The sequence below is a fragment of the Paenibacillus sp. S28 genome, assembly GCF_016624415.1.
Classification (GTDB): Bacteria; Bacillota; Bacilli; order Paenibacillales; family Paenibacillaceae; genus Paenibacillus_AQ; species Paenibacillus_AQ favisporus.
The window spans coordinates 145,903-170,235 of sequence record NZ_JACVTM010000012.1; the positions used below are offsets into that span (position 1 = coordinate 145,903).

The 24,333-nt window shown below is 56.4% G+C and carries 16 protein-coding genes and 1 pseudogene; 14 read left to right on the forward strand and 3 right to left on the reverse strand.

The window, feature by feature from the left end; genetic code table 11:
- Positions 1-113: 113 nt before the first annotated feature.
- The 4 genes from IAE55_RS24910 to IAE55_RS24925 all read left to right on the forward strand — a co-directional run bounded on the left by IAE55_RS24910 (position 114) and on the right by IAE55_RS24925 (position 5,444).
- Complete coding sequence (locus tag IAE55_RS24910; RefSeq protein ID WP_200634178.1) at positions 114-656, forward strand: MarR family winged helix-turn-helix transcriptional regulator; 543 nt, start codon at positions 114-116, stop codon at positions 654-656.
- Positions 650-2,377: an ABC transporter ATP-binding protein gene (locus IAE55_RS24915; protein WP_200634179.1), complete on the forward strand. Its 1,728-nt coding sequence runs from the start codon at positions 650-652 to the stop codon at positions 2,375-2,377. Before IAE55_RS24910 ends, IAE55_RS24915 begins: the two co-directional genes overlap by 7 nt.
- A complete protein-coding gene (locus IAE55_RS24920; RefSeq protein WP_200634180.1) occupies positions 2,374-4,254 on the forward strand; it encodes an ABC transporter ATP-binding protein in 1,881 nt (626 codons plus the stop codon). The genes IAE55_RS24915 and IAE55_RS24920 overlap by 4 nt, the downstream gene beginning before the upstream one ends.
- A 215-nt stretch (positions 4,255-4,469) precedes the next feature.
- Positions 4,470-5,444, forward strand: coding sequence for a DNA-3-methyladenine glycosylase family protein (locus IAE55_RS24925; RefSeq protein WP_200634181.1), 975 nt, complete (start codon positions 4,470-4,472; stop codon positions 5,442-5,444).
- A gap of 74 nt (positions 5,445-5,518) precedes the next feature.
- On the opposite strand, the gene IAE55_RS24930 is transcribed toward IAE55_RS24925, so the two are convergent.
- Positions 5,519-6,079: a TetR/AcrR family transcriptional regulator gene (locus IAE55_RS24930; protein ID WP_234489833.1), complete on the reverse strand. Its 561-nt coding sequence runs from the start codon at positions 6,077-6,079 to the stop codon at positions 5,519-5,521.
- 375 nt (positions 6,080-6,454) lie between these two features.
- On the opposite strand from IAE55_RS24930, the gene IAE55_RS24935 reads away from it, so the two are divergent.
- From IAE55_RS24935 to IAE55_RS24945, 3 genes are all read left to right on the forward strand, one after another.
- Positions 6,455-8,674: an MMPL family transporter gene (locus IAE55_RS24935; RefSeq protein WP_200634183.1), complete on the forward strand. Its 2,220-nt coding sequence runs from the start codon at positions 6,455-6,457 to the stop codon at positions 8,672-8,674.
- A 204-nt stretch (positions 8,675-8,878) separates the two neighbouring features.
- Entirely contained in the window at positions 8,879-10,003 is a 1,125-nt protein-coding gene (locus IAE55_RS24940; protein WP_200634184.1) for a nitric oxide synthase oxygenase, read from the forward strand.
- Positions 10,004-10,125: 122 nt separating this feature from the next.
- A complete protein-coding gene (locus tag IAE55_RS24945) occupies positions 10,126-10,596 on the forward strand; it encodes a hypothetical protein (RefSeq protein ID WP_200634185.1) in 471 nt (156 codons plus the stop codon).
- 153 nt (positions 10,597-10,749) lie between these two features.
- Here IAE55_RS24945 and IAE55_RS24950 read toward each other — a convergent pair whose 3' ends face one another.
- Positions 10,750-11,070 carry an antibiotic biosynthesis monooxygenase gene (locus IAE55_RS24950; RefSeq protein ID WP_200634186.1) on the reverse strand — a complete coding sequence of 107 codons (321 nt, stop codon included), beginning with the start codon at positions 11,068-11,070 and terminating at the stop codon, positions 10,750-10,752.
- 41 nt (positions 11,071-11,111) lie between these two features.
- Positions 11,112-12,659 carry an FAD-dependent oxidoreductase gene (locus IAE55_RS24955; protein ID WP_200634187.1) on the reverse strand — a complete coding sequence of 516 codons (1,548 nt, stop codon included), beginning with the start codon at positions 12,657-12,659 and terminating at the stop codon, positions 11,112-11,114.
- A gap of 210 nt (positions 12,660-12,869) precedes the next feature.
- Between IAE55_RS24955 and IAE55_RS24960 the strand changes: the two genes are divergently transcribed.
- From IAE55_RS24960 to IAE55_RS24990, 7 genes and pseudogenes are all read left to right on the forward strand, one after another.
- Complete coding sequence (locus IAE55_RS24960; RefSeq protein WP_200634188.1) at positions 12,870-13,811, forward strand: aldo/keto reductase family protein; 942 nt, start codon at positions 12,870-12,872, stop codon at positions 13,809-13,811.
- A gap of 279 nt (positions 13,812-14,090) precedes the next feature.
- Positions 14,091-16,561: pseudogene (locus tag IAE55_RS24965) on the forward strand (GH39 family glycosyl hydrolase).
- A gap of 305 nt (positions 16,562-16,866) precedes the next feature.
- A complete protein-coding gene (locus IAE55_RS24970) occupies positions 16,867-19,152 on the forward strand; it encodes a beta-glucosidase family protein (RefSeq protein ID WP_200634189.1) in 2,286 nt (761 codons plus the stop codon).
- A 255-nt stretch (positions 19,153-19,407) separates the two neighbouring features.
- Positions 19,408-20,775 (forward strand): MFS transporter, encoded by a 1,368-nt coding sequence (locus IAE55_RS24975; RefSeq protein WP_145162824.1) that lies wholly within the window; start codon positions 19,408-19,410, stop codon positions 20,773-20,775.
- Positions 20,776-20,906: 131 nt separating this feature from the next.
- Positions 20,907-21,314, forward strand: a complete 408-nt coding sequence (locus tag IAE55_RS24980) for a ribbon-helix-helix protein, CopG family (RefSeq protein WP_076171863.1) — start codon at positions 20,907-20,909, stop codon at positions 21,312-21,314.
- A 149-nt stretch (positions 21,315-21,463) separates the two neighbouring features.
- Positions 21,464-21,880, forward strand: coding sequence for a MerR family transcriptional regulator (locus IAE55_RS24985; protein WP_105445556.1), 417 nt, complete (start codon positions 21,464-21,466; stop codon positions 21,878-21,880).
- A gap of 359 nt (positions 21,881-22,239) precedes the next feature.
- Positions 22,240-24,198 carry a methyl-accepting chemotaxis protein gene (locus IAE55_RS24990; RefSeq protein WP_234489847.1) on the forward strand — a complete coding sequence of 653 codons (1,959 nt, stop codon included), beginning with the start codon at positions 22,240-22,242 and terminating at the stop codon, positions 24,196-24,198.
- The last annotated feature ends 135 nt before the right edge of the window (positions 24,199-24,333 follow it).

Here is a 24,333-nt window from a genome sequence, read left to right on the forward strand (position 1 = left end):
TAAAACGGAAAGGTCATATAATTAGGTTGCCTATTTAATTGGTAACCTAATTATTTTTTTGTGCGGGATATCATCCTTCATAGCACGTTTGGGAAAGGAGGATTGTTGGCGTCATGAACGACGATGGCAACAACCGTCAGAAAGCCTTCTGCCAGGGTACCGAACCGCAGGAGCATGATCAGCACCACGAAACCGTTGTCCAGCTGCTTCAGGCGGTCATGCGATTTAACAGGGGTGAGTTTCGCCACCGGGTAATCGAAGGCTTGAAGATGAGCGAGATGGGGCTGATGGTCCTGCTCATGCGTCATGTCGAGCCGGATAGCCCGGGACTGAAGGTGTCCGAGATCAGTGGGATGCTGGGGGTCACTTCTCCGACCGTCACCCAGTTTGTCAAGGCGCTGGAGAAGAAGAAATGGATCGTACGGACGCCGGATGAGGCGGACCGAAGGGTGGTCCGGATCAAGCTCAGCGAAGAGGGGCGAGAAGCGATTATCCAAGCCCGTAAGGCGACGATCCATTCCTTCAAGGGGCTTGTCGATCACCTGGGCATCGAGGAGAGCGAGAAGCTGTCCGAGCTGCTGACCAAGGCTTATAAGTATTATGAAAGCAAAACGCAGAATGATTCATCGGATGGAGGTGAAGTGCCAACATGCTGAAGCTTTTTCGTTCATTGAAGCCGTTCTGGCTTCTGATCCTGTTCACATTTGTGCTTGTGTTTCTGCAGTCCATGTCGGACCTGTATCTCCCGACGCTGATGTCGGACATCGTGGATAAGGGCATCATCGAGGGAGACATTCCTTACATTTGGAAAATCGGCGGCTTTATGCTGGCCGTAGCTCTGGGGGGAGCCATTTGCTCCATCGCCGCGAGCTACCTGTCCGCCAAAGTGGCGGGCGGATTCGGCAGATCGATGCGCAGCCGGGTATTCCAGCATGTCCAGAATTTCTCCCTGCAGGAATTTGACAAGCTGGGCACGGCTTCGCTCATTACCCGCACCACCAATGACATCGCTCAGACCCAGCAGGTGCTGACCATGATGCTGCGGATGATGATCAGCGCGCCGATGATGTGTATCGGCGGGATTATTATGGCGGTGTCCAAGGACGCCAAGCTGTCCCTGATCATCGTCGTGATCGTTCCGGTGCTGGCTGGCTCTATTGCCATCATAGCCGGTATGGGAATGCCGCTGTTCAAGGCGATGCAGGTCAAGCTGGACAAATTAAACCGGGTGCTCCGCGAAAACCTGACCGGGATCCGGGTCATTCGTTCGTTTAACCGGATTCAGCATGAGCAGGAGCGTTTCAAGGAAGCCAACTACGATCTGACCAGCACAGCGGTCCGGGTCAACAAAATCATGGCGGCCATGATGCCGATCATGATGATCGTCATGAACTTATCGACCATCGCCATCGTCTGGTTTGGCGGCCTGCGCATTAGGGACGGACATATGCAGGTCGGGGACCTGATGGCTTTTATCCAGTACGCCATGCAGATCATGTTCTCCTTGATCATGGTTTCCATGGTCTTCGTCATGGTACCGCGCGCTTCCGCATCCGCTGCGCGGATTAACGAGGTGCTCAGCATTACGCCGGATATCGACGATCCGCTCGTTGCACAATCCTCTGAAGAAGGACGCGGCTATTTGGAATTCCGGGACGTGACGTTCAGCTATCCGGGAGCGGAGCAGCCGGCGCTGTCGGGGATTTCATTCACCGCCAAGCCGGGGGAGACCACGGCGATTATCGGCGGCACCGGTTCCGGCAAGTCGACGCTGCTCAGCTTGATTCCGCGCTTCTATGATGTAGCGGAAGGCAGCGTGCTGGTCGACGGGGTCGACGTCCGCGAGATGACGCAGGAGGAGCTGCGCGCCAAGATCGGCTTCGTGCCGCAGAAGGCGCTGCTGTTCACCGGGACGATTGCGGACAATATCCGCTACGGCAAAAGGGACGCCACCGAAGAAGAGATCCGCGAAGCGGCGGATATCGCCCAGGCGACCGAATTTATTATGAATATGAAAGACGGCTTTGAGTCGGAAATTGCCCAGGGCGGAAACAACGTGTCCGGCGGGCAAAAGCAGCGCTTGTCCATCGCGCGGGCGCTGGTACGCAGACCGGAAATCTATGCGTTCGACGACAGCTTCTCGGCGCTTGATTTCAAGACGGATGCGAAGCTGCGCAGCGCGCTGAAGCCGGTGACACGGGACGCTACCGTTCTGCTCGTGGCGCAGCGGGTCAGCACGGTCATGGACGCCGACCGGATCATCGTCCTCGACGAAGGGCGGATTGCCGGCATCGGCACCCACCGCGAGCTGATGGAGACCAGTGACGTTTATCGCGAAATTGTATCCTCACAGCTGTCAGAGGAGGAGATCGCATGAGTGAGCAAACAAGAAGACCCGGACCCCGGATGGGAGGACCCCGGCATCCCGGCGGCCATCCCGGCCAAATGATGCCTGCGCAGAAGGCCAAGGACTTCAAGGGCTCCCTGAAGCGGCTGATCGGCTACCTGCGGCCGCGGCGGGGGACGCTGATCGTTATTTTTCTGACGGCGATTCTTAGTACGGTGTTCAGCATCGCGAGCCCGAAAATTCTCGGCAAGGCGATTACCAAGCTGCTGGAAGGCGTCATCGCGATGGCGAAGGGGACGCCGGGCGCTGGCATTGACTTTACCTACATCACCCAAATCCTGCTGATTCTGATTGGTCTGTACTTGTTCAGCGCAGCGTTCAGCTATATTCAGCAGTATCTGATGGCCGGCGTGGCGCAGAAGGTTGTGTACGATATGCGGGAGCAGATCAACGCGAAGCTGTCGCGCCTGCCGCTGAAATATTTTGATTCCCGGACGCATGGTGAAATCTTGAGCCGCGCGACCAACGACGTCGACAACATCAGCACCACGCTTCAGCAGAGCTTGACGCAGCTGATCACGTCGATCGTGACGCTGGTCGGCGTCATCGTGATGATGCTGTCGATCAGCCCATGGATGACGCTGATTCTGATCGTGACGCTTCCGCTGAGCTTCATCGTCATTAAAGCGGTAGCTTCCCGGTCCCAGAAGCATTTCATGGCCCAGCAGGCCTCTTTGGGACAGCTCAACGGCCATGTGGAAGAAATGTACACAGGACATAAAATCGTGAAGGCCTTCGGCCGCGAGCGGGAGTCCGTCGAGGATTTCAACAAAATCAACGAAAAGCTGTACAGCTCCGGCTGGAAAGCCCAATTCATCTCCGGCATCATCATGCCGATGATGATGTTTATCGGCAATATCGGTTATGTGCTGGTCTGCGTGGTCGGCGGGATCTTCGTCACCCACGGCCGTATTACGATCGGGGATGTGCAGGCGTTTATCCAGTACGCCAGACAGTTTACCCAGCCGATTATGCAGACGGCCAACATTGCAAACATCATCCAGTCCACCATCGCTTCGGCGGAGCGCGTGTTCGAGCTGTTGGATGAAGAAGAGGAAGTGCCGGAAGCGGCGGATGCGGCTGTCCTGAACAATCCGAAGGGTGCCGTGCAGTTTGAGCATGTGCGGTTCGGATATAAGGAAGACGCGATGCTCATTGAAGACATGGACATCGACGTGAAGCCGGGACAGACGATCGCCATCGTCGGGCCGACCGGTGCCGGCAAGACGACGCTCATCAACCTGCTCATGCGTTTCTATGAGCTGAACGGCGGGGCGATCACCATCGACGGCGTGAACATTACCCACTTGAAGCGCGGCAATTTGCGCAGCATTTTCGGCATGGTGCTCCAGGATACCTGGCTCTTCAACGGGACGATTATGGAGAATATCGCTTACGGCCGGGCCGGCGCCACGAACGAGGAAGTGATCGAGGCGGCCAAGGCGGCTCATGCCGATCACTTCATCCGTACGCTTCCGGACGGCTACGACACCGTGCTCAACGAAGAAGCGTCGAACATTTCCCAAGGGCAGAAGCAGCTGCTGACGATTGCGCGTGCCATTCTGGCCGACCCGTCTATCCTCATTCTGGATGAAGCGACCAGCAGCGTCGACACCCGGACGGAGGTCTTTATTCAGAAGGCGATGAACGACCTGATGAAGGGCAGAACGAGCTTCGTCATCGCCCACCGGCTGTCCACGATCCGCGACGCGGATCTGATTCTGGTCATGAACCAGGGCAGCGTGATCGAGAAGGGCAACCACGAGGAGCTTCTGGCCAAAGGCGGCTTCTACGCCGATCTGTATAACAGCCAGTTTTCCAGCGGAAGCATTCAAGAGGTTGTCTGAGGGTGAAGGCGACCTCACCCGCGACCCTTATCATCCGCATTTCAAAAGAGCAGCCATGACGGCTGCTCTTTTTTTTGGAATATTGGCAGTTTATGCTTGAATATCGAACGTGTGTTTGTCAATATTGATCTTAGAAGTTCATTCAGGAATAAAAAACGCAGACCGAACCTGCGGCGAATGCTTGATCACTTTACAGGAGTCAGGAGGTACGGAACATGAAAGAAACGATCTCGCTGCTTACGCCCTTTAGCATCGAACGAACCATGGTCGCGGTCAGGGGGCAAAATCCCCGGCTCGTGCTGGCTCATCCGGAATACCCGGTATTCACGAAGGTGATTCCGGCGGAAGGGCGCGACATTCCGGTCACCGTGTCCTTGGTGGAGACCAGCCAGGGACCGGCGGCGGAGGTGGAGCTGCTGCAGGCCTGCAATTCGAAGGAAACCGAAGCCATCCGGGTATATGTAGGCAAAATGCTGTCCAACCATGTGGACCTCAGGCCGTTCTATGCGCAGCTTCAGGATGAGCCTGTCATCGGCTCCATCCTTCCGGGGCTGCACGGGCTGAAAATACTGCTGGAGCCAAATTTGTTTCAAAATCTGGTGCGGACAATTATCGGCCAGCAGATGAACCTGAGCTTTGCCGCTTCGCTCGTCTCGCGAATCACCGAGCAGTACGGCACCCCTGTGACGATCGGGGACCATACGCTCTACAGCTTCCCGAAGCCGGAAGCGCTGGCCGCGCTCGAACCGGACGAGCTGCTGCCGCTGCAGTTCAGCCGCCGCAAAGCCGAGTATATTACCGGCCTGGCGCGGCAAGTAGCGGACGGCTCCCTCGAACTTAACGCCATGCCGGACCTTGCGGACGAAGAAATTTTCAACCGGCTGCTCCCGATCCGCGGCGTCGGCAAATGGACGGTCGAGTGCTTCCTGCTCTTCAGTGTAGGCCGAACGGATTTCTTCCCGGCTGATGACATCGGACTGAAAAATGCAATGAAAGTGCTGTGGGGCTTTGACAGCCAGCCGGCTTCTCCGCTCATGCTGGAGATCAGCCGCAGCTGGTCGCCATGGCGGAGCTACGCCGCTTACTACTTATGGGCTTGGCTCGACGATTGGAAGCTGCGGCAGAAGCAGGAGAAGGAACAGAAGAAGCCTGTCCGCGGCAAGTCGGCCCGAAAAGCCTCGGAAGCATAGCGGCGGCTGAGCTACGCCATAATCGAGCTGCATGCCGCCAACCCATCGGGGCCGCCTTCAGCCAGTCCTAACCGCTACGCTTCCTGCACGCCGACCCCGTTCCAGAACATGTTGACGATCTCCTGGGCCAGTTCGCCCGCAGACGGGGCGAATTCTTTGGCAATCTCCCGGTTGCCGATCATCAGCATGGATGCCAGCGTGTGCGCCATAAGGAGCGGGTGTGCGGAGCGCACCTCCCCGTTTTTGATCGCCTCGGTGAAGCTGACGGTCAGCACATCGTGAATCTGGTCCTCGCTGACGCGGATTTCCTCCAGCTGTTCGGGCGCCAGCGAGGCGCTGGCATCGCGCATGATCGTTTCAAAGTCCCCATGCGGGAAACGAAGCTTGTTCTCGGCCAGCTCCACGAGCCGGTCGTAGAGCGGCTTGTCCTGCTGCATAATCCGCAGGGAAGCATTGCGCGCCTTCTGCATCATGGTGGTGACGGCTGCCGTGAAGAGCTGGGCTTTATTTTCAAAGTGATAGTAAATGGAAGCCTTGGTTACGCCGCATACCTGGGCAATTTGCTGCAGCGAGACCGGCTCATAGCCGTACTCCATGAACAGGGCGGAAGCTGTTTTCAGGATGAATTCGTTCATGGGAGTGTCCTCCTGCCGGCGTTTGGGCCGGCCCGGGGAGCGTTTGGCCGGATGTTTTCCCTGGGATTGTTCCATATCGTTGTCCTCCATAATCTAAGTAGTTGATCGTTGTCCTCCAGGAATTCCACAATCCTGTTCTAAAACCTGATTGATAATTAACCTTCCGGTATATATAATTAATGTGGCATGGCAACAGCGGGTGTGCCTTTCATTGAAATACTGCGATTGTATGCCGCCTGATAAGGCTGAAAAGTACGGCGGTCCGTACTGTCCCATATTGTATCACGGAGCCTGCGGAAGCCGCACTTTATCGGCATGAACATGTACTTATACTATACCATTTTGGCACCTGTAACAGGTGGGGAGGAGCAGAATATGGGGGATTCCGGATACGGGCGCTGGGTCGCCGGAAAAAGAAGCAAATGGATCACGCTGGCCGTTTGGGTCATCATCGTGGGCGTGCTGAGTGCCATCTGGCCGATGGTCAACAGCGAGGTCCAGAATAATGCGGCCAATCTGGACGACGCCAAGCCTTCGGTTCAGGCTGAACGCATCGCGGAGGAGCAGTTCAGCAGCGATGCAGGGGTTCCCGCCCTGCTGGTCTGGCACCGTGAAGGCGGGCTGAAAGACGATGATTTACAGCATGTACAGAGGGTGTATGCCGAATGGAGCGCGAATCCGGTTCCTTATCAGGATTCGGTTCCGCCATTTCACCAAATGCCGGCGGCTGCGCTGAAAGCGATGCTGTCCGAGGACCAGAGCACGCTGGTCACCCCCGTGCTGTTCCAGAAAAGCGCAGACAGCGACCAGCTGAAAGAAGGGGTGGAGCAGCTGAAGTCCGGGATTACGCATGAAACCGGGCAGGATCCCTTCGCCGCAAGCCATAACTCCGGTTCGGACCTCAGCGTCCGCGTCACCGGTCCGGTCGGCATTTCGATCGACGCGACCGGCCTCTTCAAGAATGCGGATTTCAAGCTGCTCATGTCCACCGTCATTTTGGTGCTGGTCATCCTGCTGCTCATTTACCGCTCGCCGATTCTGGCGCTGATTCCGCTGATCGCGGTCGGCTTTGCGTATGGCGCAGTCAGCCCCCTGCTCGGACTAATGGCCCAGAAGGGCTGGATCACCGTCGATTCCCAAGCCGTTTCGATCATGACGGTGCTGCTGTTCGGGGCCGGGACGGACTACTGTCTGTTCCTGATCTCGCACTTCCGCCATTTGCTGAAGGAAGAAGAGAACAAGACCCGGGCGCTGCTGCGGGCCGTGACGGAATCCTCAGGCGCGATCGCCATGAGCGGCTTCACGGTGGTCCTGTCGCTGCTGGCCCTGCTGCTGGCGAAGTACGGAGCATACCACCGCTTTGCGGTTCCGTTCAGCGTTTCTATTCTCGTGATGGTGATCGCGAGCTTGACGCTGGTACCTGCGCTGCTGGCGATTTTCGGGCGGACGTCGTTCTTTCCGTTCATTCCCCGCACGCCGGAGATGGAAGAGGAACGCGCCCGCAAGAAGGGCAAACCGGTACCCGCCCGCAAGCCAAAGCGTCCCGGCTTTGCCAGCCGGCTCGTGGTCCGCAGACCTTGGATGATCGTCATTGTGACGGTGATCGTGCTGGGCGCGCTCGCTTCTGTATCCAGCCAGGTGAAGTTCACCTACGATATTATGTCATCTTTTCCGAAAGATATGGCCTCGCGTGAAGGCTTCGATACGATCGGGAAGCAGTTCAGCCCCGGGGAGCTGGCTCTGGTGAAAGTCATGGTCGATACGGAAGGCAAACCGGACGGCCTGGATCAGAAGCTGAAGGAGCTGCCTTATGTGGATGAGGTGTCAAAAGGGCAGCCGGGCAGTCAAAACGCCAATATTATCGCGTATGACGTCACGCTCGACATGAATCCTTATTCCAGCGAAGCGATGGACCAGATTCCCCACCTGCGGAGCACGGCAGAGCAGGCGCTTCAGGCGGCGGGTGTGGGTTCCCCGGCGGATAAAGTGTGGATCAGCGGCCAGACCGCCGAACAATACGATACCCGCGAGACCGGCGACCGCGACACAATGGTCATTATTCCGGTCGTCATCGGGATGATTACGCTGCTGCTGCTCGTGTATTTGCGGTCGATCACCGCAACGGTGTATTTGATTTTGACTGTTATTTTGTCTTATTTCTCGGCGCTTGGCCTGGGCTGGCTCATCATCCATTACGGGCTTGGAGCGGACGCGATCCAAGGAGCGATTCCGCTCTATTCATTCGTGTTCCTGGTGGCGCTGGGCGAGGACTACAACATCTTCATGATCTCGAGCATCTGGAAAAAACGGAAGCATATGCCGTTAAAGCAGGCGATCCAGGAGGGTGTGTCCGAGACGGGCTCGGTCATCACCTCCGCCGGCCTCATTCTGGCCGGGACCTTCGCGGTGCTCGCCTCGCTGCCGATCCAGGTGCTGGTCCAGTTCGGCATCATTACCGCCGCGGGTGTCCTGCTGGACACCTTCATCGTCCGGCCGTTTCTCGTGCCGGCCATTACGGCGCTGCTGGGCCGCTTTGCTTTCTGGCCGTCTTCTCATACGGAGGCCGAGAACACCAAGGCCGGCATGCCGTCCTGATCCATCATAAGGAGGAGTCCCTGTTTTTCAGGGGCTCCTTTTTTGTAACTTCCACCGAACATCTCTCGTCCGCCGCCCAACCCGACTCATCCAGCCCGCCGCAAGATTCACCATTTGCTCAAGCCTTACACGGCTGTGACTTCAGCGTCTAGCTTATAATAGGGAGAGACAGACCCTTTTTACGAACGACGAGGTGAACGCGGCATGAAGGTGTATGACGTTCTGCAGAAAGATGCGGAAGAATATATATTATTGTGTTATCAGGAGCTTGGCAAGACAGAGGCCGAGACCGTCCGGAGGCTCGCGGAAATCAGGGCCAGCATTGAAGAGACCGGAACGTATGAGCATACGTACGAGGAACTGGTTCACGGGGCAAAAATGGCCTGGCGCAACAGCAACCGCTGCATCGGCCGCCTGTTCTGGGACTCGATGCAGGTTATCGATGAGCGGGGCCTTGAGCGGCCCGACGACATTGCCGAGGCGCTGCTGCGTCATATCGAACGCGGCACGGGCGGCGGCAAAATCGTGCCGACGATCACAGTATTTAGGCCGTCGGTACCCGGCATGAGCGATATCCGCATCCTGAACCACCAGCTGATCCGCTATGCAGGGTACGAGAACGGCGGGATGATCACCGGTGATCCGGCTTCCGCCCTGTTTACGAGGCTGTGCATGAAGCTGGGCTGGACGGGAGAAGGGACGCCCTTCGACGTCCTTCCTCTTGTCATTCAAGGCGGGGAAGGCGGGCCTGAGCTGTTTCCCATTCCGCCGGAGCTGGTCATGGAAGTGCCGATCACGCATCCGGATATCCCCGCCTTCGCCGAGCTGGGCCTGCGCTGGTACGCCGTGCCGATCATTTCCGATATGGAACTCGTGATCGGCGGCATCCGCTATACGGCGGCTCCGTTTAACGGTTGGTACATGGTGACCGAGGTCGGTGCGCGAAATTTCGCCGATGAACAGCGGTATAACATGCTGCCGCGGGTGGCGGAGCTGATGGGCTTGTCCACAGCGAGTGAAACTTCGCTCTGGCGGGACCGCGCACTCGTCGAGATGAACGTCGCCGTGCTGCATTCCTACAAGCAGGCGGGGGTCAGCATGGTGGATCATCATACGGCGGCTTCCCAGTTCCGGCTGTTTGAAGAGCGGGAAGCCAGGAGCGGCAGAGAGGTCACCGGGAACTGGACGTGGTTGATCCCGCCGTTATCGCCGGCGACGACTCATATTTTTCACCATTCGTATGACAACACGGTCAAGACGCCAAACTTCTTTAAGAGAGAGGCGTCAAACGCTACGCCGGAACAAGCGAGATGCCCTTTTCACCATTAGCTGATCGCCTCAGACACCCTGCAGACCCGAAAAAAGTGCTTGATTGCTTGTTGCTTTTCGCCTGCTGCGTCGTATAATGATTTATTAGGTTATTTGACATTAAAGGGGATAAAGATAGAGCGTTGAACACCATACATTTGAACGAAATCATCCGTGAGCTGGTCGGACGGTCGGGACTGGGCGTTCAGGTCCGTCTGAGAACACGGTCCCGGGATGGACGCCTGATCGGCGGCAAGTACGGGATGGTTTCCAAGCGGATCACGATGTACACCGGTGTGATCGAGGAACAATGCATGCAGATGTTCGGATCATTGGACCGGGTGGAGGAGTATTTTACGATTGTTCTGGCCCATGAGCTGGGGCATGCTGCGGATCTGGAGCTGCCTGCGCTCTCCGAATCGCTGGAAGACATGAATCTTACTGAGGAACAGCGGATGCGCGTGGCGCTGCAGATTGAAGAGAACGCATGGAACTATGCGCTGGAGCTGATTCCCGAAGCGGATCTGCCCATGATGAGCGCCATTATCGACGAGTCGCTGTATGCATACCGGCTTCAGGTGGAGGAAGCGGGAGCCGAGGCGGGCATCGCCTGATGTCAGTCGAAACCGGCTGCCGCGCGGTCAGAGGCGGATCAGCTGCATCTTATAAAATAATAAAGGATAGGCTCGGCAGACCCTTTGGATCTCTCGAACCTATCCTTTTTTGGTTGAACGGGCAAAATCCGCCTGCCCTACAGCATCGACTGCTTATTCCCCTGCGTTCAAGGGGCTGACGACGAGCTCATACTGGTTCAGCGTAGAGCCGAGAAGGACGTCCTTGCTGCCTCCGGCCCCGCGGTGAGAAGCGCGGAAGGACTCGCTCTGCGTCCAGTTTTTAAACGACGCCTCGTCCTCCCAGACGGTGGACACCTTCAGCTCCTCGGCGTCCGCCTCCTTGCTCTTGCCCAGCCATACCTCCATCCGGACAAAGCCTGGCATGTCCTGCACGCCCTTGGCATTCGCAAAACGCTCGGCCACGGCTTGTCCGTGCCCTTCCTTGATCAAAATCGTATTGGTGATGACTATCATAAGGAATCGCCTCCGATTGTGGTATCGTTCCTTAATTCAGTCTACTCGTGTGCATCCAGTTTCTCAAGCGGCTTGATAGCTGGTCCTTCAAACACGACCCCGTCATAGGAAAACCGGGAGCCGTGGCAAGGGCAGTCCCAGGTCCGCTCCGCCGCGTTCCACTCGGTTTCGCAGCCCATATGCGTACACGTGTTATCCACCAGATGAAGATTGCCCTCCGGGTCTTTATAGGCACCGGCTTTTTTACCGTTATGGCGGACCACGGCGCCTTCGTCAGGATTCAGGTCTTCGATCCGGGTGTGGACGAGGCCGACTTTGCCGGAAATCAGTTCTCCGGCCACATCGGCATTTTCCTTCACCAGGTTTATAATCGACGGGTCGGCGAGGAAACGGGACGGCGTGTACAGCTCGCTGTACGGATTGTCCCTCCCGATGATTTGATCCGATAACATCCGCCCGGCGAGGGTACCGCTGGTCATGCCCCATTTGTTGAAGCCGGTTGCCACGTAGATCCCTTCGTCCTTGGACGTAATTTGTCCGATGTACGGCACTTTGTCGATGGTGACCAGATCCTGGGTGGACCAGCGGAAAGGTATGCCTTTGCTGCCCAGCAGTTTGCCGCCATAGGCTTCGAGCGCTTCATAGTAGGAGAAGGTGCACATATGCTGCCCGGTTTTATGCCCTTCGCCGCCGACGATGACCACCTCTTCGCCGTTCCAGGAGGCGGCCCGCAGCGAGCGCGTCGGCTTGTCCGCACTGATATACATGCCGCCGGCAAACGCCGTTTCCGGCTTTATAGCCAGCGCATACGAGCGGTCGGCATGCAGCCGCGCGAAATAAAAGCCGCCTTCATCGAGGAACGGGAAGTGGGTAGCAGCGACGACATGGCTGCATTGAATCTTGTGGCTTCCGCGATAGGTGACGACCGTTAACGGCCCCTCCTTGTCCACCTTATGCACCGTCGTATTCTCATATACTTGTCCGCCAGCCTTCACGAATTCCTCCAGCAAACGCCGCAAATAATGCAGCGGATGGAACCGGGCTTGTCCCGGCAGCTTGATGGCACCCGATGCGAACTGAGGAATCGGCAGCTTGTTTACCCATTCGCCGGGGATGCCCAGCTTCTCATAAGCTTCGAATTCCTTCTCCAGCTTATTGAGATCCTTATCCTTCTCCATGTATACATAGGCGTCTTCCTCATGGAGACCGCAGTCGATATTCAGCTTGGACGCCGTATCCCGGATGAATTGCAGCGCATCCCGGTTAGCGTGATAATACATGGATGCCCGTTCCTGCCCAAAATGGCTCAGCAGTTCATCGTACAGCATGCCGTGCTGGGCTGTAATTTTGGCGGTCGTATGTGCGGTGGTGCCGTTCAGTACTTTCCCCGCTTCGACCAGGGCCACCTTCAGCCCTTCCCGGGCAAGCAGGTACCCGGTCGTAATTCCCGCAATTCCCGCTCCTACGATAGCAACGTCCACCTTGATGTCTTCCGCCAGACGCGGAAAGGAAGGGAGGTCCGTTGTCGCTCTCCATAAAGATTCAGGGTACTGCGGCAGCTCATTGGATATCGGTTCAGATGGTTGCATAGCATCGTAGCCTCCTAAGTATTTTCATTTCATTTATTACCACTTTTCGCCAAAAAGAAACGGAGCCTGCCCGGGAGGCGGCTTTTCTTCCCTGCGGGGGTTGTTTACAATAGTAGAGAAAGCCTAAATCGTCCTGCGGGCGGGCAGAAAACCTGCCTTAGGGCGGCCAATGGGGAATCCCGATATGAACAAGGAGGCGCTGATGCAACGATGAAATACCGGAGACTGGGAAGAAGCGGACTGAAAGTGAGTGAAATCAGCCTGGGCAGCTGGCTGACTTACGGCGGATACGTGGAGCGCGAAAATGCGGTTCAGGCGATCCGGACGGCCTATGACGAGGGCGTAAATTTCTTTGACACGGCCAATGTGTACGAGCGGGGTGCGGCCGAGGAACTGTTGGGGCAGACGCTGAAGGCGTACCCGCGGGAGTCTTACGTGCTGGCAACCAAGGTGTTCGGAAAAATGGGGGACGGGCCCAACGACCAGGGACTGTCGCGGAAGCACATTATGGAGCAGTGCGATGCCAGCCTGAAGCGGCTGGGCCACGACTATGTGGACCTGTACTACTGTCACCGGTATCATGCCGATACGCCGATCGACGAAACGCTGCGGGCGCTGGATGACCTGGTTCGCCAGGGCAAGGTGCTGTACGTCGGCGTCAGCATGTGGACCGCGGCGCAGATGGAGGCCGCGCTTGGCACGGCTGACTGCTACCTGCTGGACCGCATCGTCGTAAACCAGCCGGTATACAATATGTTTCAGCGGGAGATCGAGCACGAGGTTATTCCGCTCGGCGAAGCGAAGGGCATCGGCCAGGTCGTCTACTCGCCGCTGGCGCAAGGCTTGCTGACAGGCAAATACACAGCGCCCGGCCAGGCTCCGGAAGGCAGCCGCGCCGCCAAGCTCGGCTGGAAGGAAGACCGCATCAGCGAAGAGAAGATCGCCAAGGTGCGCCAGTTGGAGAAGGTCGCCGCCGAGTTGGACATCAAGGTAGGCCAGTTGGCCCTTGCCTGGATTCTGCGGCAGCCGAATGTGGCAAGCGCGCTGGTGGGTGCGAGCCGTCCGGAGCAGGTCACCGAGAACGTGAAGGCTTCGGGCATTGAGCTTTCGGCGGACGTGCTTGAACGGATCGAACAAATTTTGAACTCATAATGATCGAATAGGGCATGGCGAAGGCCGTCCTGCAGCGGGTATCCCGATACCGCGCTGGGGGCGGTCTTTTTTTTCTACAGACCGAGAATATATCGCTCGTCTATGCCAACCGGATAACGGGAATGCTCTAGATACGCCAAGAGCCCCCGCCGGGCCGCAGCTTTACATCGGGCGGAGCAGCTTGTAAAGTAGTTCTACGTTGAATCTGTTGCGGCAAGAAGCCAAGTGGAGGAAATCGGATTGAAACACAGATACGAGTTTATCGAACACCATGAGCATATGCCTTTTACGCTGTTCATCAACAGCATTGACCATATTCCGTTTCATTGGCATAAAGAGCTGGAGCTGATCTACGTCCTCAAAGGCTCGGTGGAAATCCATGTCGCCCAGGAGCGGCTGATTCTGCGGGAAGAGGACCTGCTGGTCATCAACAGCATGGACGTGCACAAAATCGATAAGACCGGCGAGGCCAACGTCCTGCTTACCCTGCAGGTCGATCCAGGGACGGTCCAGGCCCAGCCGCAGCAGTCCAAAAACCGGATCGACTGCAGCTCCTTGAACGCCCGGGGTGCGGACGAAGCCCGCTTTGCGCCCATCCGCTCCGGTCTTGCCCAAATGATGTGGGAGCTGAACAAGCGGGAGGACGGCTACAGCGACAAAGTGATGGGGCATCTGCACCTTTTGCTGGGCCAGCTGGTCCGATATTTCGCGACGGCGGAGCGGCTGGACGACAGCGCGAATGCGAGCGACGTGGATCTCGAGCGCCTTCGCCGGATCATTCAATACGTGGACGAGAATTATATGTACAAAATCAACCTGAACCAGATGGCTGAACAGGAGCATCTGAGCTTCTATTATTTTTCCCATTTTTTCAAAAGCAAGATCGGCATCTCCTTTCAGAAATATTTGACCCTCATCCGTTTGGAAAAAGCGGAGACGATGCTGAGGGAGACGACGAGCAACATTATCGACATCGCCGCGGACTGCGGGTTCGCCAATGTGAAGCTGTTTAACAAAAGCTTTAAGGAAAAAATGGGCGTGACGCCTTCCGAGTACCGGCAGAAGCATGAGCGGCAGAGCGGGGGAGCGGATGACAAGCATCTTCCTTTTACGAGAGATACATCGGAGAGCGGCTCCTACATCAAGGTCGATACGGTAAAAGTGCTGGAGGGCTTGTACCGGCATCTGCCGCAGGTTGAAGCCGCGGCACCGTCCGTGCCGCCCGCCCCTGCCCGGAGCGTTGAGGAAAGCCTCGTTCTGGATGCGGCCGCTCCCGGAGATTCGTACGAGCCTCACTGGAACCGGCTGCTGACAGCGGGAAGGGCCGCCGAAGGGCTGCGCGAAGACTGGCGGAAGCAGCTGGCGGAAATCCAGGCGGAGCAGCCGTTTCAACATATCCGGTTCCACGGTATTTTCAATGACGAGATGATGATTTACGACGAATTGGGGGACGGGACTCCGCGGTACAATTGGAGTTATGCCGATGAACTGTACATTTTTTGCTGGGGCAAGGGATACGTCCCTTCGTTGAGCTCGGGTTTATGCCCGGCAAGCTGAAGCGTTCGGACGAGACCCTCTTTTGGTGGAAAGGGAACATATCGCCGCCGAAGGATATGGCCAAGTGGTCGGAGCTCATCCGCCAGTTTGTCCGGCATCTGGTCAACCGCTACGGCATGGAAGAGGTGCGGCAGTGGTACTTTGAAGTGTGGAACGAGCCGGATGCCATCGAGATCTGCTGGTCGGGGACGAAGGAGGAATATTTCGAATTTTACGCCGCCACCGCGCTGGCGATCAAGTCGGTCTCCCCGGATCTCCGGGTCGGCGGGCCGGCGCTGAATTATATTACCGTGTGGGAGACGGACTGGATTCAGACCTTCCTGCAGTACTGCCACGAGCACCGGGTGGATATCGATTTCTTTTCCTTCCACAGCTATTCGGAATATTGGCCCGGGGACGAGCACTCCGGTGGTCTATCCCATACACAGCCGCCGGAATTTTTAGTGGATACGATCCACAAAGTCCGCGAACGGATCGCCGATTCTCCGGCGGAGGCATTGGAGCTGCATCTGACGGAATGGAACTTTTCCTTGTATCCGCACAATCTGCTGCATGACACTATGTTCATGGCGCCGTTTATTATCAAAAACGCGGTCGATTCCATCGGCCTGCTGCAGTCGCTCGGGTTTTGGACGTTCACCGACATTTTTGAGGAGATGCGGGCGGGCGACAGCCCGTTTCACGGCGGATTCGGGCTGATCAGCATGCACGGGCTCAAGAAGCCCTCCTATTACGCTTTTGCGCTGCTGAACAAGCTCGGCCGCCGGATCTTGGCCAGAGGACCGTATTATATCGCGACCGAGGAGAACGGAGACATCCAGGTGCTGCTGTACAACTATACACATGTGGACAGCTTGTAGGCCAAGGGCGAATGGTCGGGCATCAGCGAGCAAAACCGGTACGACGTGTTTGAAAGCAAGGAGGCGCTTGACGTCAGCCTTGACATTCGCGGTTTGCAGGGGGATTACAAGGTGTCGCACTACACCCTGGACCGGGAGCACGGATCGGTGTTTGACGCATGGCAGGCGATGGGAGCGCCGGACTTTCCCACTAAGGATGAGGTCGCCTATCTGCGCCGCCAAAGCGGGCCCGACTTGAAGGTCTCCCAAATCCGGGACGCTTCTTCCTATACCGTTCACGTCACCGTACCGCCGCACGGCGTGCAGCTGATCACGCTCCATAAACAGTATTGAACATAGCTCCGAAATTTCCCGTTCCTGTGCCGGACGGAAATTCGGGGCTGTTTGCGATATGCCTGCAGCAGCCGAAGATGACCGCAAAAAAAGGGGTGCTTTTAGGCAAAAGAGAACAAGAACGGGCTTTTGCTTCAGGGTTAGAATGAGAACAAGCAGTCATTTGTTGATTCTGCAAACGTCTACATGGAATGAACTAAAGATATGGATGTTATAGGCCCAATTGGACCGTTATATAACAGGAAGTTTCAAGCAAAACTTTAGTTCAAACTATGAACAATCCATGATTAAAGGAATGAGTCATCATGAATACATCCATAGATAAGCTGCTGAAATCGCTGACCCTGGAAGAGAAAGCCGCGCTCGTCGCGGGAGCCGACATGTGGAAGACCCAAGAGATTGAACGGGCGGGCGTTCCGTCCATTACGATGTTTGACGGTACCAACGGCGTCCGCAAGCCCGGAAGCACGCAGGAAATGGGATTGTTTTCGGAAAATATGCCGGCGACCTGCTATCCGACCGGCGTGGCACTGGGGTCCACCTGGAACACGGAGCTCATTGAGGAAGTGGGCGAAGCCCTCGGCCGGGAAAGTCTGGCGCTGGATACGCAGATTCTGCTTGGACCCGGCGTCAATATGAAGCGCTCTCCGCTTGGCGGACGGAACTTCGAGTATTATTCCGAGGACCCGGTGCTGACCGGGGAGCTGGGCGCGGCCATGGTGAACGGGCTGCAGCGCATGGGCGTCGGCGCATCGGTCAAGCATATTGCCGGCAACAATCAGGAGACCGAGAAGATGGTTTCGAATTCCGTTGTGGATGAACGCACTCTGCGGGAAATCTACTTGACCGCGTTTGAAATCATCGTCAAGAAGGCGAATCCTTGGACGGTGATGACCTCGTACAACCTGCTGAATGGAACTTATACCAGCGAGCATGATTTTCTGCTGCGCCAGGTGCTGCGCGAAGAATGGGGCTATGACGGGGTCGTCATGTCGGACTGGACGGCCGTCCACGACCGCCTGAAGAGCCTGCGGGCCGGGCTTGACCTGGAAATGCCGGGACCGGCGAAATACAACGCCGTGAAGCTGGTTTCCGCCGTGCGGAGCGGCGAGCTGGACGAGAGCGTGCTGGATGCGTCTGTGCGGCGCATGCTGGAGCTGGTCGCCAAGGTCACCGCCGCAGCCGGCAGCAAGGAGGCGCGGCAGCCTTGGGACGTGGACGCGCACCATGAGCTGGCGCGCCGGGCCGCAGCGGAGAGCATCGTTCTGCTGAAGAACGAGAACGGCATCTTGCCGCTTGCGGCCGGGAAGCTCCGCCTTCTGGCCGTTATCGGCCAGAAGGCCAAGAAGCCGCGCTACCAGGGCGGCGGCAGCGCACGGGTAACGCCGACCCGCCTGGACATCCCGTACGATGAAATCGCGGCGATGGCTGGCGGGGAGGACCATCTGGCGTACGCGGAAGGGTACCGCAACGACAACGAGCCGGACGACGCTCTGATCAAAGAGAGCGTGCGGCTGGCCAGCCAGGCAGAAGCGGCTGTCCTTTTCGTCGGCCAGCCTGAAGGCACGGAATCCGAAGGTTACGACAGCAAGACGATCGACCTGCCGCCGGCCCAGGTGAAGCTGATCCAGGAAGTTGCAGCGGCTCAGCCGAACTGCATCGTCATCCTGTGCAACGGTACGGCGGTGGCGATGCAGGAATGGATCGGTGGCGTGCCGGCCGTGCTGGAGATGTGGCTGTCCGGACAGGGCAGCGGCCGGGCAGTGGCGGACATCCTGTTTGGGCGGGTGAACCCTTCCGGCAAGCTGTCCGAGACGTTCCCGGTGAAGCTGTCAGACACGCCGTCCTACCTTACATTCGGCGACGGCAACCAGCAGGCGGTGTACAGCGAAGGGATTTTTACCGGTTACCGCTATTACGACAAAAAGGAGCTTGAGCCGCTGTTCCCGTTCGGCCACGGCTTATCCTACACGTCGTTTGAGTACGGCAGCCTGCGCGCCCGCACTGCCAGCGGGGTGACGACGGTCGAAGTGGATATCCGTAACGCGGGGGAACGCGCGGGTCAGGAGGTCGTCCAGCTCTATGTTCAGGACGAAGAGAGCCGCCTGATCCGGCCGGTCAAGGAGCTGAAAGGCTTCTGCAAATTGCAGCTGGAGCCCGGGGAAACGAAGACTGCCGTCTTTACGCTGACCCCGCGGGACTTCTCTTACTATGATCCCAAGCGGGGACAATGGGTGGCGGAAAGCGGGTGGTTCACGCTCATGGCCGGCAGCTCCTCTGCCGATATCCGCGCGACGGTACGGGTAGACATGGCCTTTGAGGCGCAGCAGAGTCCAAGTCTGCACCGGTACAGCCTCATTTGCGACTGGATGGAGGAGCCCCGGTCCCGGGAAGTGCTGGAGCGGTTCATGGAGCGTATGAACGGGCAAATTTCCGATCCGATTTCGCTAAGCGAACAATCGCTTGAGTTTCTTGGTGACTTTCCGCTCATCAAGCTGATCCAGCTGTACGGTCAGGAAATGCTGATTGAGCGCTCGCCTGAATCGATGGTCGACGAGCTGCTTGCTTCGGTTCACCAGACGAAGGTTTAAGCACAGTCCATAACGTTCACTCTATAAGGTACAGCTGTTCATTGGAACGGCTGTACCTTTTTTGCGCTTTTCGGGCATCATGATTCCCCTAACTGCCGCCGGAACCCGGATGCGTCCGGACCGGTTCAACAAAAAACGTGAAGGTTCTGAGCAAAAAACGCGATGAAAGCGATATCAAGCGTTTCCTATAATTGAATATATCAGGAGCTCACCTAAACATCCTGAATGAAGAATTTTTGAAAGTGGGGCAATCACATGGGAGCTAAAACATCAGCGGCATCAGTGTACGGCAAGCTCAGCTCATTCAGAATGATGGGATACGGGCTGGGCGACGCAGCCAACAACTTCGTGTGGGGCATGACGTCGGTATATCTGATGTTCTTCTACACGGACGTCTACGGCATCAGCCCGGCGGCCGTCGCATCGCTGTTTCTGGTCGCCCGGTTCTTGGATGCCATTTTTGACCCGATCATCGGGATGATCGTCGATAAAACGAATTCAAGATGGGGACGCTTCAGACCTTATTTATTGTTCGGCAGCATTCCGCTGTCGGTTATGTTCGTATTATGCTTCTCGACGCCGGATATGGGGAACACCGGTAAACTGGTTTATGCGTACGTGACTTATATTTTGCTCGGATTTCTGTATTCCCTGGTCAACATTCCTTATTCGGCTATGTCGCCTGTCATTACACAGGATCAGAGAGACCGCACGAAGCTGATGACATACCGCATGATCTTCGCCAATGTTGCGACGCTCATCGTATCGTATGCCACCAGCCCGCTGGCCAGCTGGTTCGGCGGCGACAACACCGCCAAAGGCTATCAATACACGGTGGGGCTGTACGCCATCGTAGCGATCGTGCTGCTGCTGGGCTGCTTCAAGAGCACGCAGGAGCGGATTCCGATCCAGAAGGAAGTCAGCACCACGGGCGGATTGAAAACGTTAGCGAAAAACAGACCGCTCCTGCTCTCGTCCTTTGCCATGATGCTGAGCGGCGGGGCCAACACGATTTTCTTCGCCATTCCGGCGTATTATTTCAAATATAATGTAGGCCGTGAGGACCTGGCGGCGTATTACATCCCGGTGGTCCTCCTGATGGGCATGATCGGCATGGCCTGCGTTCCTTTTGTGGAAAAGAGAATCGGCAAGAAAAACACACTTCAGCTCGCCTTTTTGATTACGATCGTCGGCAGCGTGTGTCTGTACTTTACGAGCTACAGCAGTATTACGCTGATTTTTATCTTCTCGGCTTTGATCGGCTTGACCCTCACCGTACCGTGGGTCGTCGGCTGGACGATGGCGGCGGACTCGGTCGACTACGGCGAATGGAAAACCGGGGTTCGGGCCGAAGGTATCAGCTACGCTTCCTTCAGTTTCGCCCAGAAGGTCGCGACGGCGCTTGCCGGCTCGCTCTCTGGTATTCTGCTTACGCTGACCGGGTATGTGGCTAACCAGGCACAGACGGTTACCGCGCTGCACGGCATCGCTTTTTCGCTCACGCTGGCTCCGGCCATTCTGACGCTGGGCGCGATGGTCCTGATCTTCTTCTATAATTTGACGGATCGCAAATACACCGAAATCATTCAGGAGCTGGAACAGCGCAAAGCGCAGCAGGCTTAAATTACAATGCAGCTGGACAAGGCAGTCAATCTAAGGGTTGGCTGCCTTGTTTTTGATATGTGTGTTGACATTGTGTACACATTGTGTGTAATATCGTACGTATATTGATGCTAAAATAGGAGGAACGACCAATGGATTCAAGTTTGCATATCCGTCTCCCGAAAGAGCTGAAAGAAAGCTTTCAGCAGGCGGCAAAGGATAATCATAAGGATACTTCCACCCTGGTCAGGGACTGGATTGCCGATTATGTCGCCGAGCACCGCAAAACCGACGAAGAAACGGCGGCTGATTTGTATGTGGCGGGTTACCGGCTGCAGCAGGAGCTAGGAGGGAGGGAGCAGATCGATAAGGACTTTGTAAAGCAGCTTCAGGAGTTCTCTCTAACGGATCAAAAACAATTCACGCACCGCATCCTTTCGATGTATCTGGAACATGATCTGACCGTTCCCGCGATTGTGCAGAAGCTTCATGGCGGGTTTGCTTATTCCCAAATGTTTTTGCTTGGTTTGATCGGAGAAAAACCGAAGGACAGCGTTTAGTGCTTTCTCCCCCCTATTCATGAGCGCCTGACGGCGTTTCGATTGTTTTCTCATTTGCCTTGAGTCCCCCGCCTGCCGCTCTCCGCGCATTGGCATTCCGCCGGGGAGAACGATATACTTGGGGGAGAATCTTGAATGGGAGGAACGGAATGGACTGGCTTAAAATTGATGATGTGGCGAAGGAAACCGGCCTGACCAAGCGCACGATCCGCTACTATGAGGAAATCGGCCTGATCAAATCACCCGAGCGCTCTGACGGAGGCATGCGTTTATATACAGAAGATGACGTGCAGCATTTGAAAAATATCGTGTTGGCCCGCAAGGTGCTCGGCTTTTCTCTGCAGGAGATTCAAGAGTATTTGCAGATTCATGAGCAGGTGGAGCTCCACCGCAGCAAGTTTTCGTCCTCGTCTGACGATGACCAGCGCACGGCTGAGCTGGAGCAGATGGGGGAAGCGGTTACCAAGCAGATCGGCCTGCTGGACGTCAAAATTGAGGAGATCGCCCGCGTTCGGGAAGAGCTGGTGGCGCTGCAGGAACGGATTACGAACGCGTTAAAACGATAGTCTGCCTTCAGAGGCAAACAGCGATGATTTTATTTACCGGGAGTCAATAATCAGCAGCAAGTCGGCAAGCAGTCTGGGTGCATAGCACCAGGCTGTTTTTTTGTGCAAAACGCCGTATCCCTCGGAGAAAATGCCTTGAACTCTATCGGATGAATGACACCTGAGAGATGCTTTTACTAGTTCTTATTACCTATTGATAAGTTCAAAAATTTTAAAGAAAATGGATATATGTAGAAATGTTATGGGGATGAGCAAGAACAATCTGTGATAATGTGCTCATATAGACCGTGACTCAAGTAACAAGTTTGAGGGTGGGAGATACAGATTACCCAGTAGAAAGGAAACTGCTAGTGAAACGAATGTCGCTGTCCATTAAACGAAAGTTGCTGGTATCGTATCTCGTCGTACTGATCATTCCCAGCGTCATGATCGGAATGCTGTCTTACCAGTCGGCCAAAGGGAAAATTGAGGGAACGCTGATGACCAACGCTCTGGAGAGCAGCCAATCCGCTGACCGGATCATCACGCAGAACATCCAGGCCAAGGTGGATGATCTCGCTTACCTGATTCAGCAGCCTTATGTAGCCAGTGCTGAAAGCGATCCCACCGGCAAGGGAGGCGAGCTCAAGGCTCAGCTGAGGCAGTATCTCACCCTGCATAAGGAGGTCAAGGATATATTGCTGGGCACGGATAGCGGCGATTTCGTCCGGGCCTCCGAGGACCCGCTGCCGGAACGGTACGACGTCCGCAAGCAGGACTGGTATATCCGGGCGATCAAGCAGGGGAAGGGCGCGACCATCTCGCCTGTGTTTAAAGCGGCCAACGGCCAAATGTCCGCTTCCATCGCCCAGATGCTCCCTTCAGGCAAAGGCGTCATGTCGATCGAGCTCAATCTGGATACGATTCGCAGCCTGACCCAAATGAAGCTGGGCAAGGACGGATACATCGTGATCGTCGATACGGCAAAAAACTATGTGGTGCATCCGGACAAGACGGGGGAACCCGCGGAAGAAGTAGTGACCAAGCATCTGTTTGCCGGCCAAGAAGGAACATTCAGCTATACATACGAAAATGAGAAGAAGCGGGCGTCCTTCACGACGAACGAGCTCACCGGGTGGAAAATAGCCGGAACGATGTACGACAAAGAGGTAGCCGGTGCCGTCAGCGGCATCCGCAACACGGTGATCCTGGTCATTTCGATATCCATTCTGGCCGCCCTGGCCATCATCCTGTTCAATATCCGCTCGATCATTAAGCCGATTTCCGCGCTCACCTTGGCGACCGAGCGCATCAGCAAGGGGGATTTGCGGGAGGATCTGGACACGGCGAAGAGGGATGAGATCGGCAATCTCAGCCGTCACTTCCAGACGATGGTGGACAATCTCCGCACAATGATCGTCAGTGTCCAGGAAATCACGGATCACGTGAATGCGTCTGCCAAGGGGCTGGCTGCAGGCGCTGATCAGACGACCAAAGCGATCGAGCATGTGACCGAAGCCATCCAGGAGGTCGCCGCCGGAAGTGAGCAGCAGCTTCGCAGTGTGGAGCAGAGCATGGTGAGCATGGAGGTCATGTCCAAGGAGTCCCAGCGGATTCGGGCCAACATGGACGATGTCATGCAGACGATGCAGCGGACGACCCAGTCGGCGGAAGAAGGCAACGCGGCCGTGATCAGCGTCACGGACAAAATCCAGAGCATCCACGAGACGGTCAGCGATCTCGACGGCATCGTGGATACGATGAACGAGCGTACTTCCCAAATCGGCGAAATCGTCAATTTGATCACAGGCATTGCCCAGCAGACCCATCTCTTGGCGCTGAACGCGTCGATCGAAGCGGCCAGAGCCGGAGAGCATGGACGGGGCTTCGCGGTCGTTGCGATCGAGGTGCGGAAACTGTCGGAGCAGTCGGAGCAATCGGCCCAGCGGATCGAGGCGCTCGTCAGCGGCATGAAGGGCGAGATGACACGGATTCTGTCCGCCATGAACGACGCGAAGACGAGGGTGTCCGAGGGCATCGAAGCGGTGGATTTGACAGGACGGTCGTTCACGCGGATCCGCAAGGCCGTCAAAGGAGCCAGCGCGGACATCGCCTCGGCCGCCGAGGCGTCGCGCTCGCTTGCGCAGAGCGGCGAAAGCGTCGAACAGTCGATTCGGCTCATTCAGGGGTATTCGGAAGCTGCCGCAGGCAACACACAGGCCGTATCGGCTTCTGCCCAGGAACAGCTTGCCTCCATTGAGGAGATTGCCTCTTCGGCGGCCAGTCTGAACAAGCTGGCTGAGCAGCTGCTCGAACAGGTCGCACAATTTAAAATCTAACGGCGATGAATAGGCAGGCGCCACCCGAAGCTGCAAGCGGGTGGCGCCTTTTTGTACATTCCCCGAGCCATCCACATAATTTATCCATTTCTGGCACAACCTACGGTTAAATTCCTTCTTGCTGGCAAGGAGCGG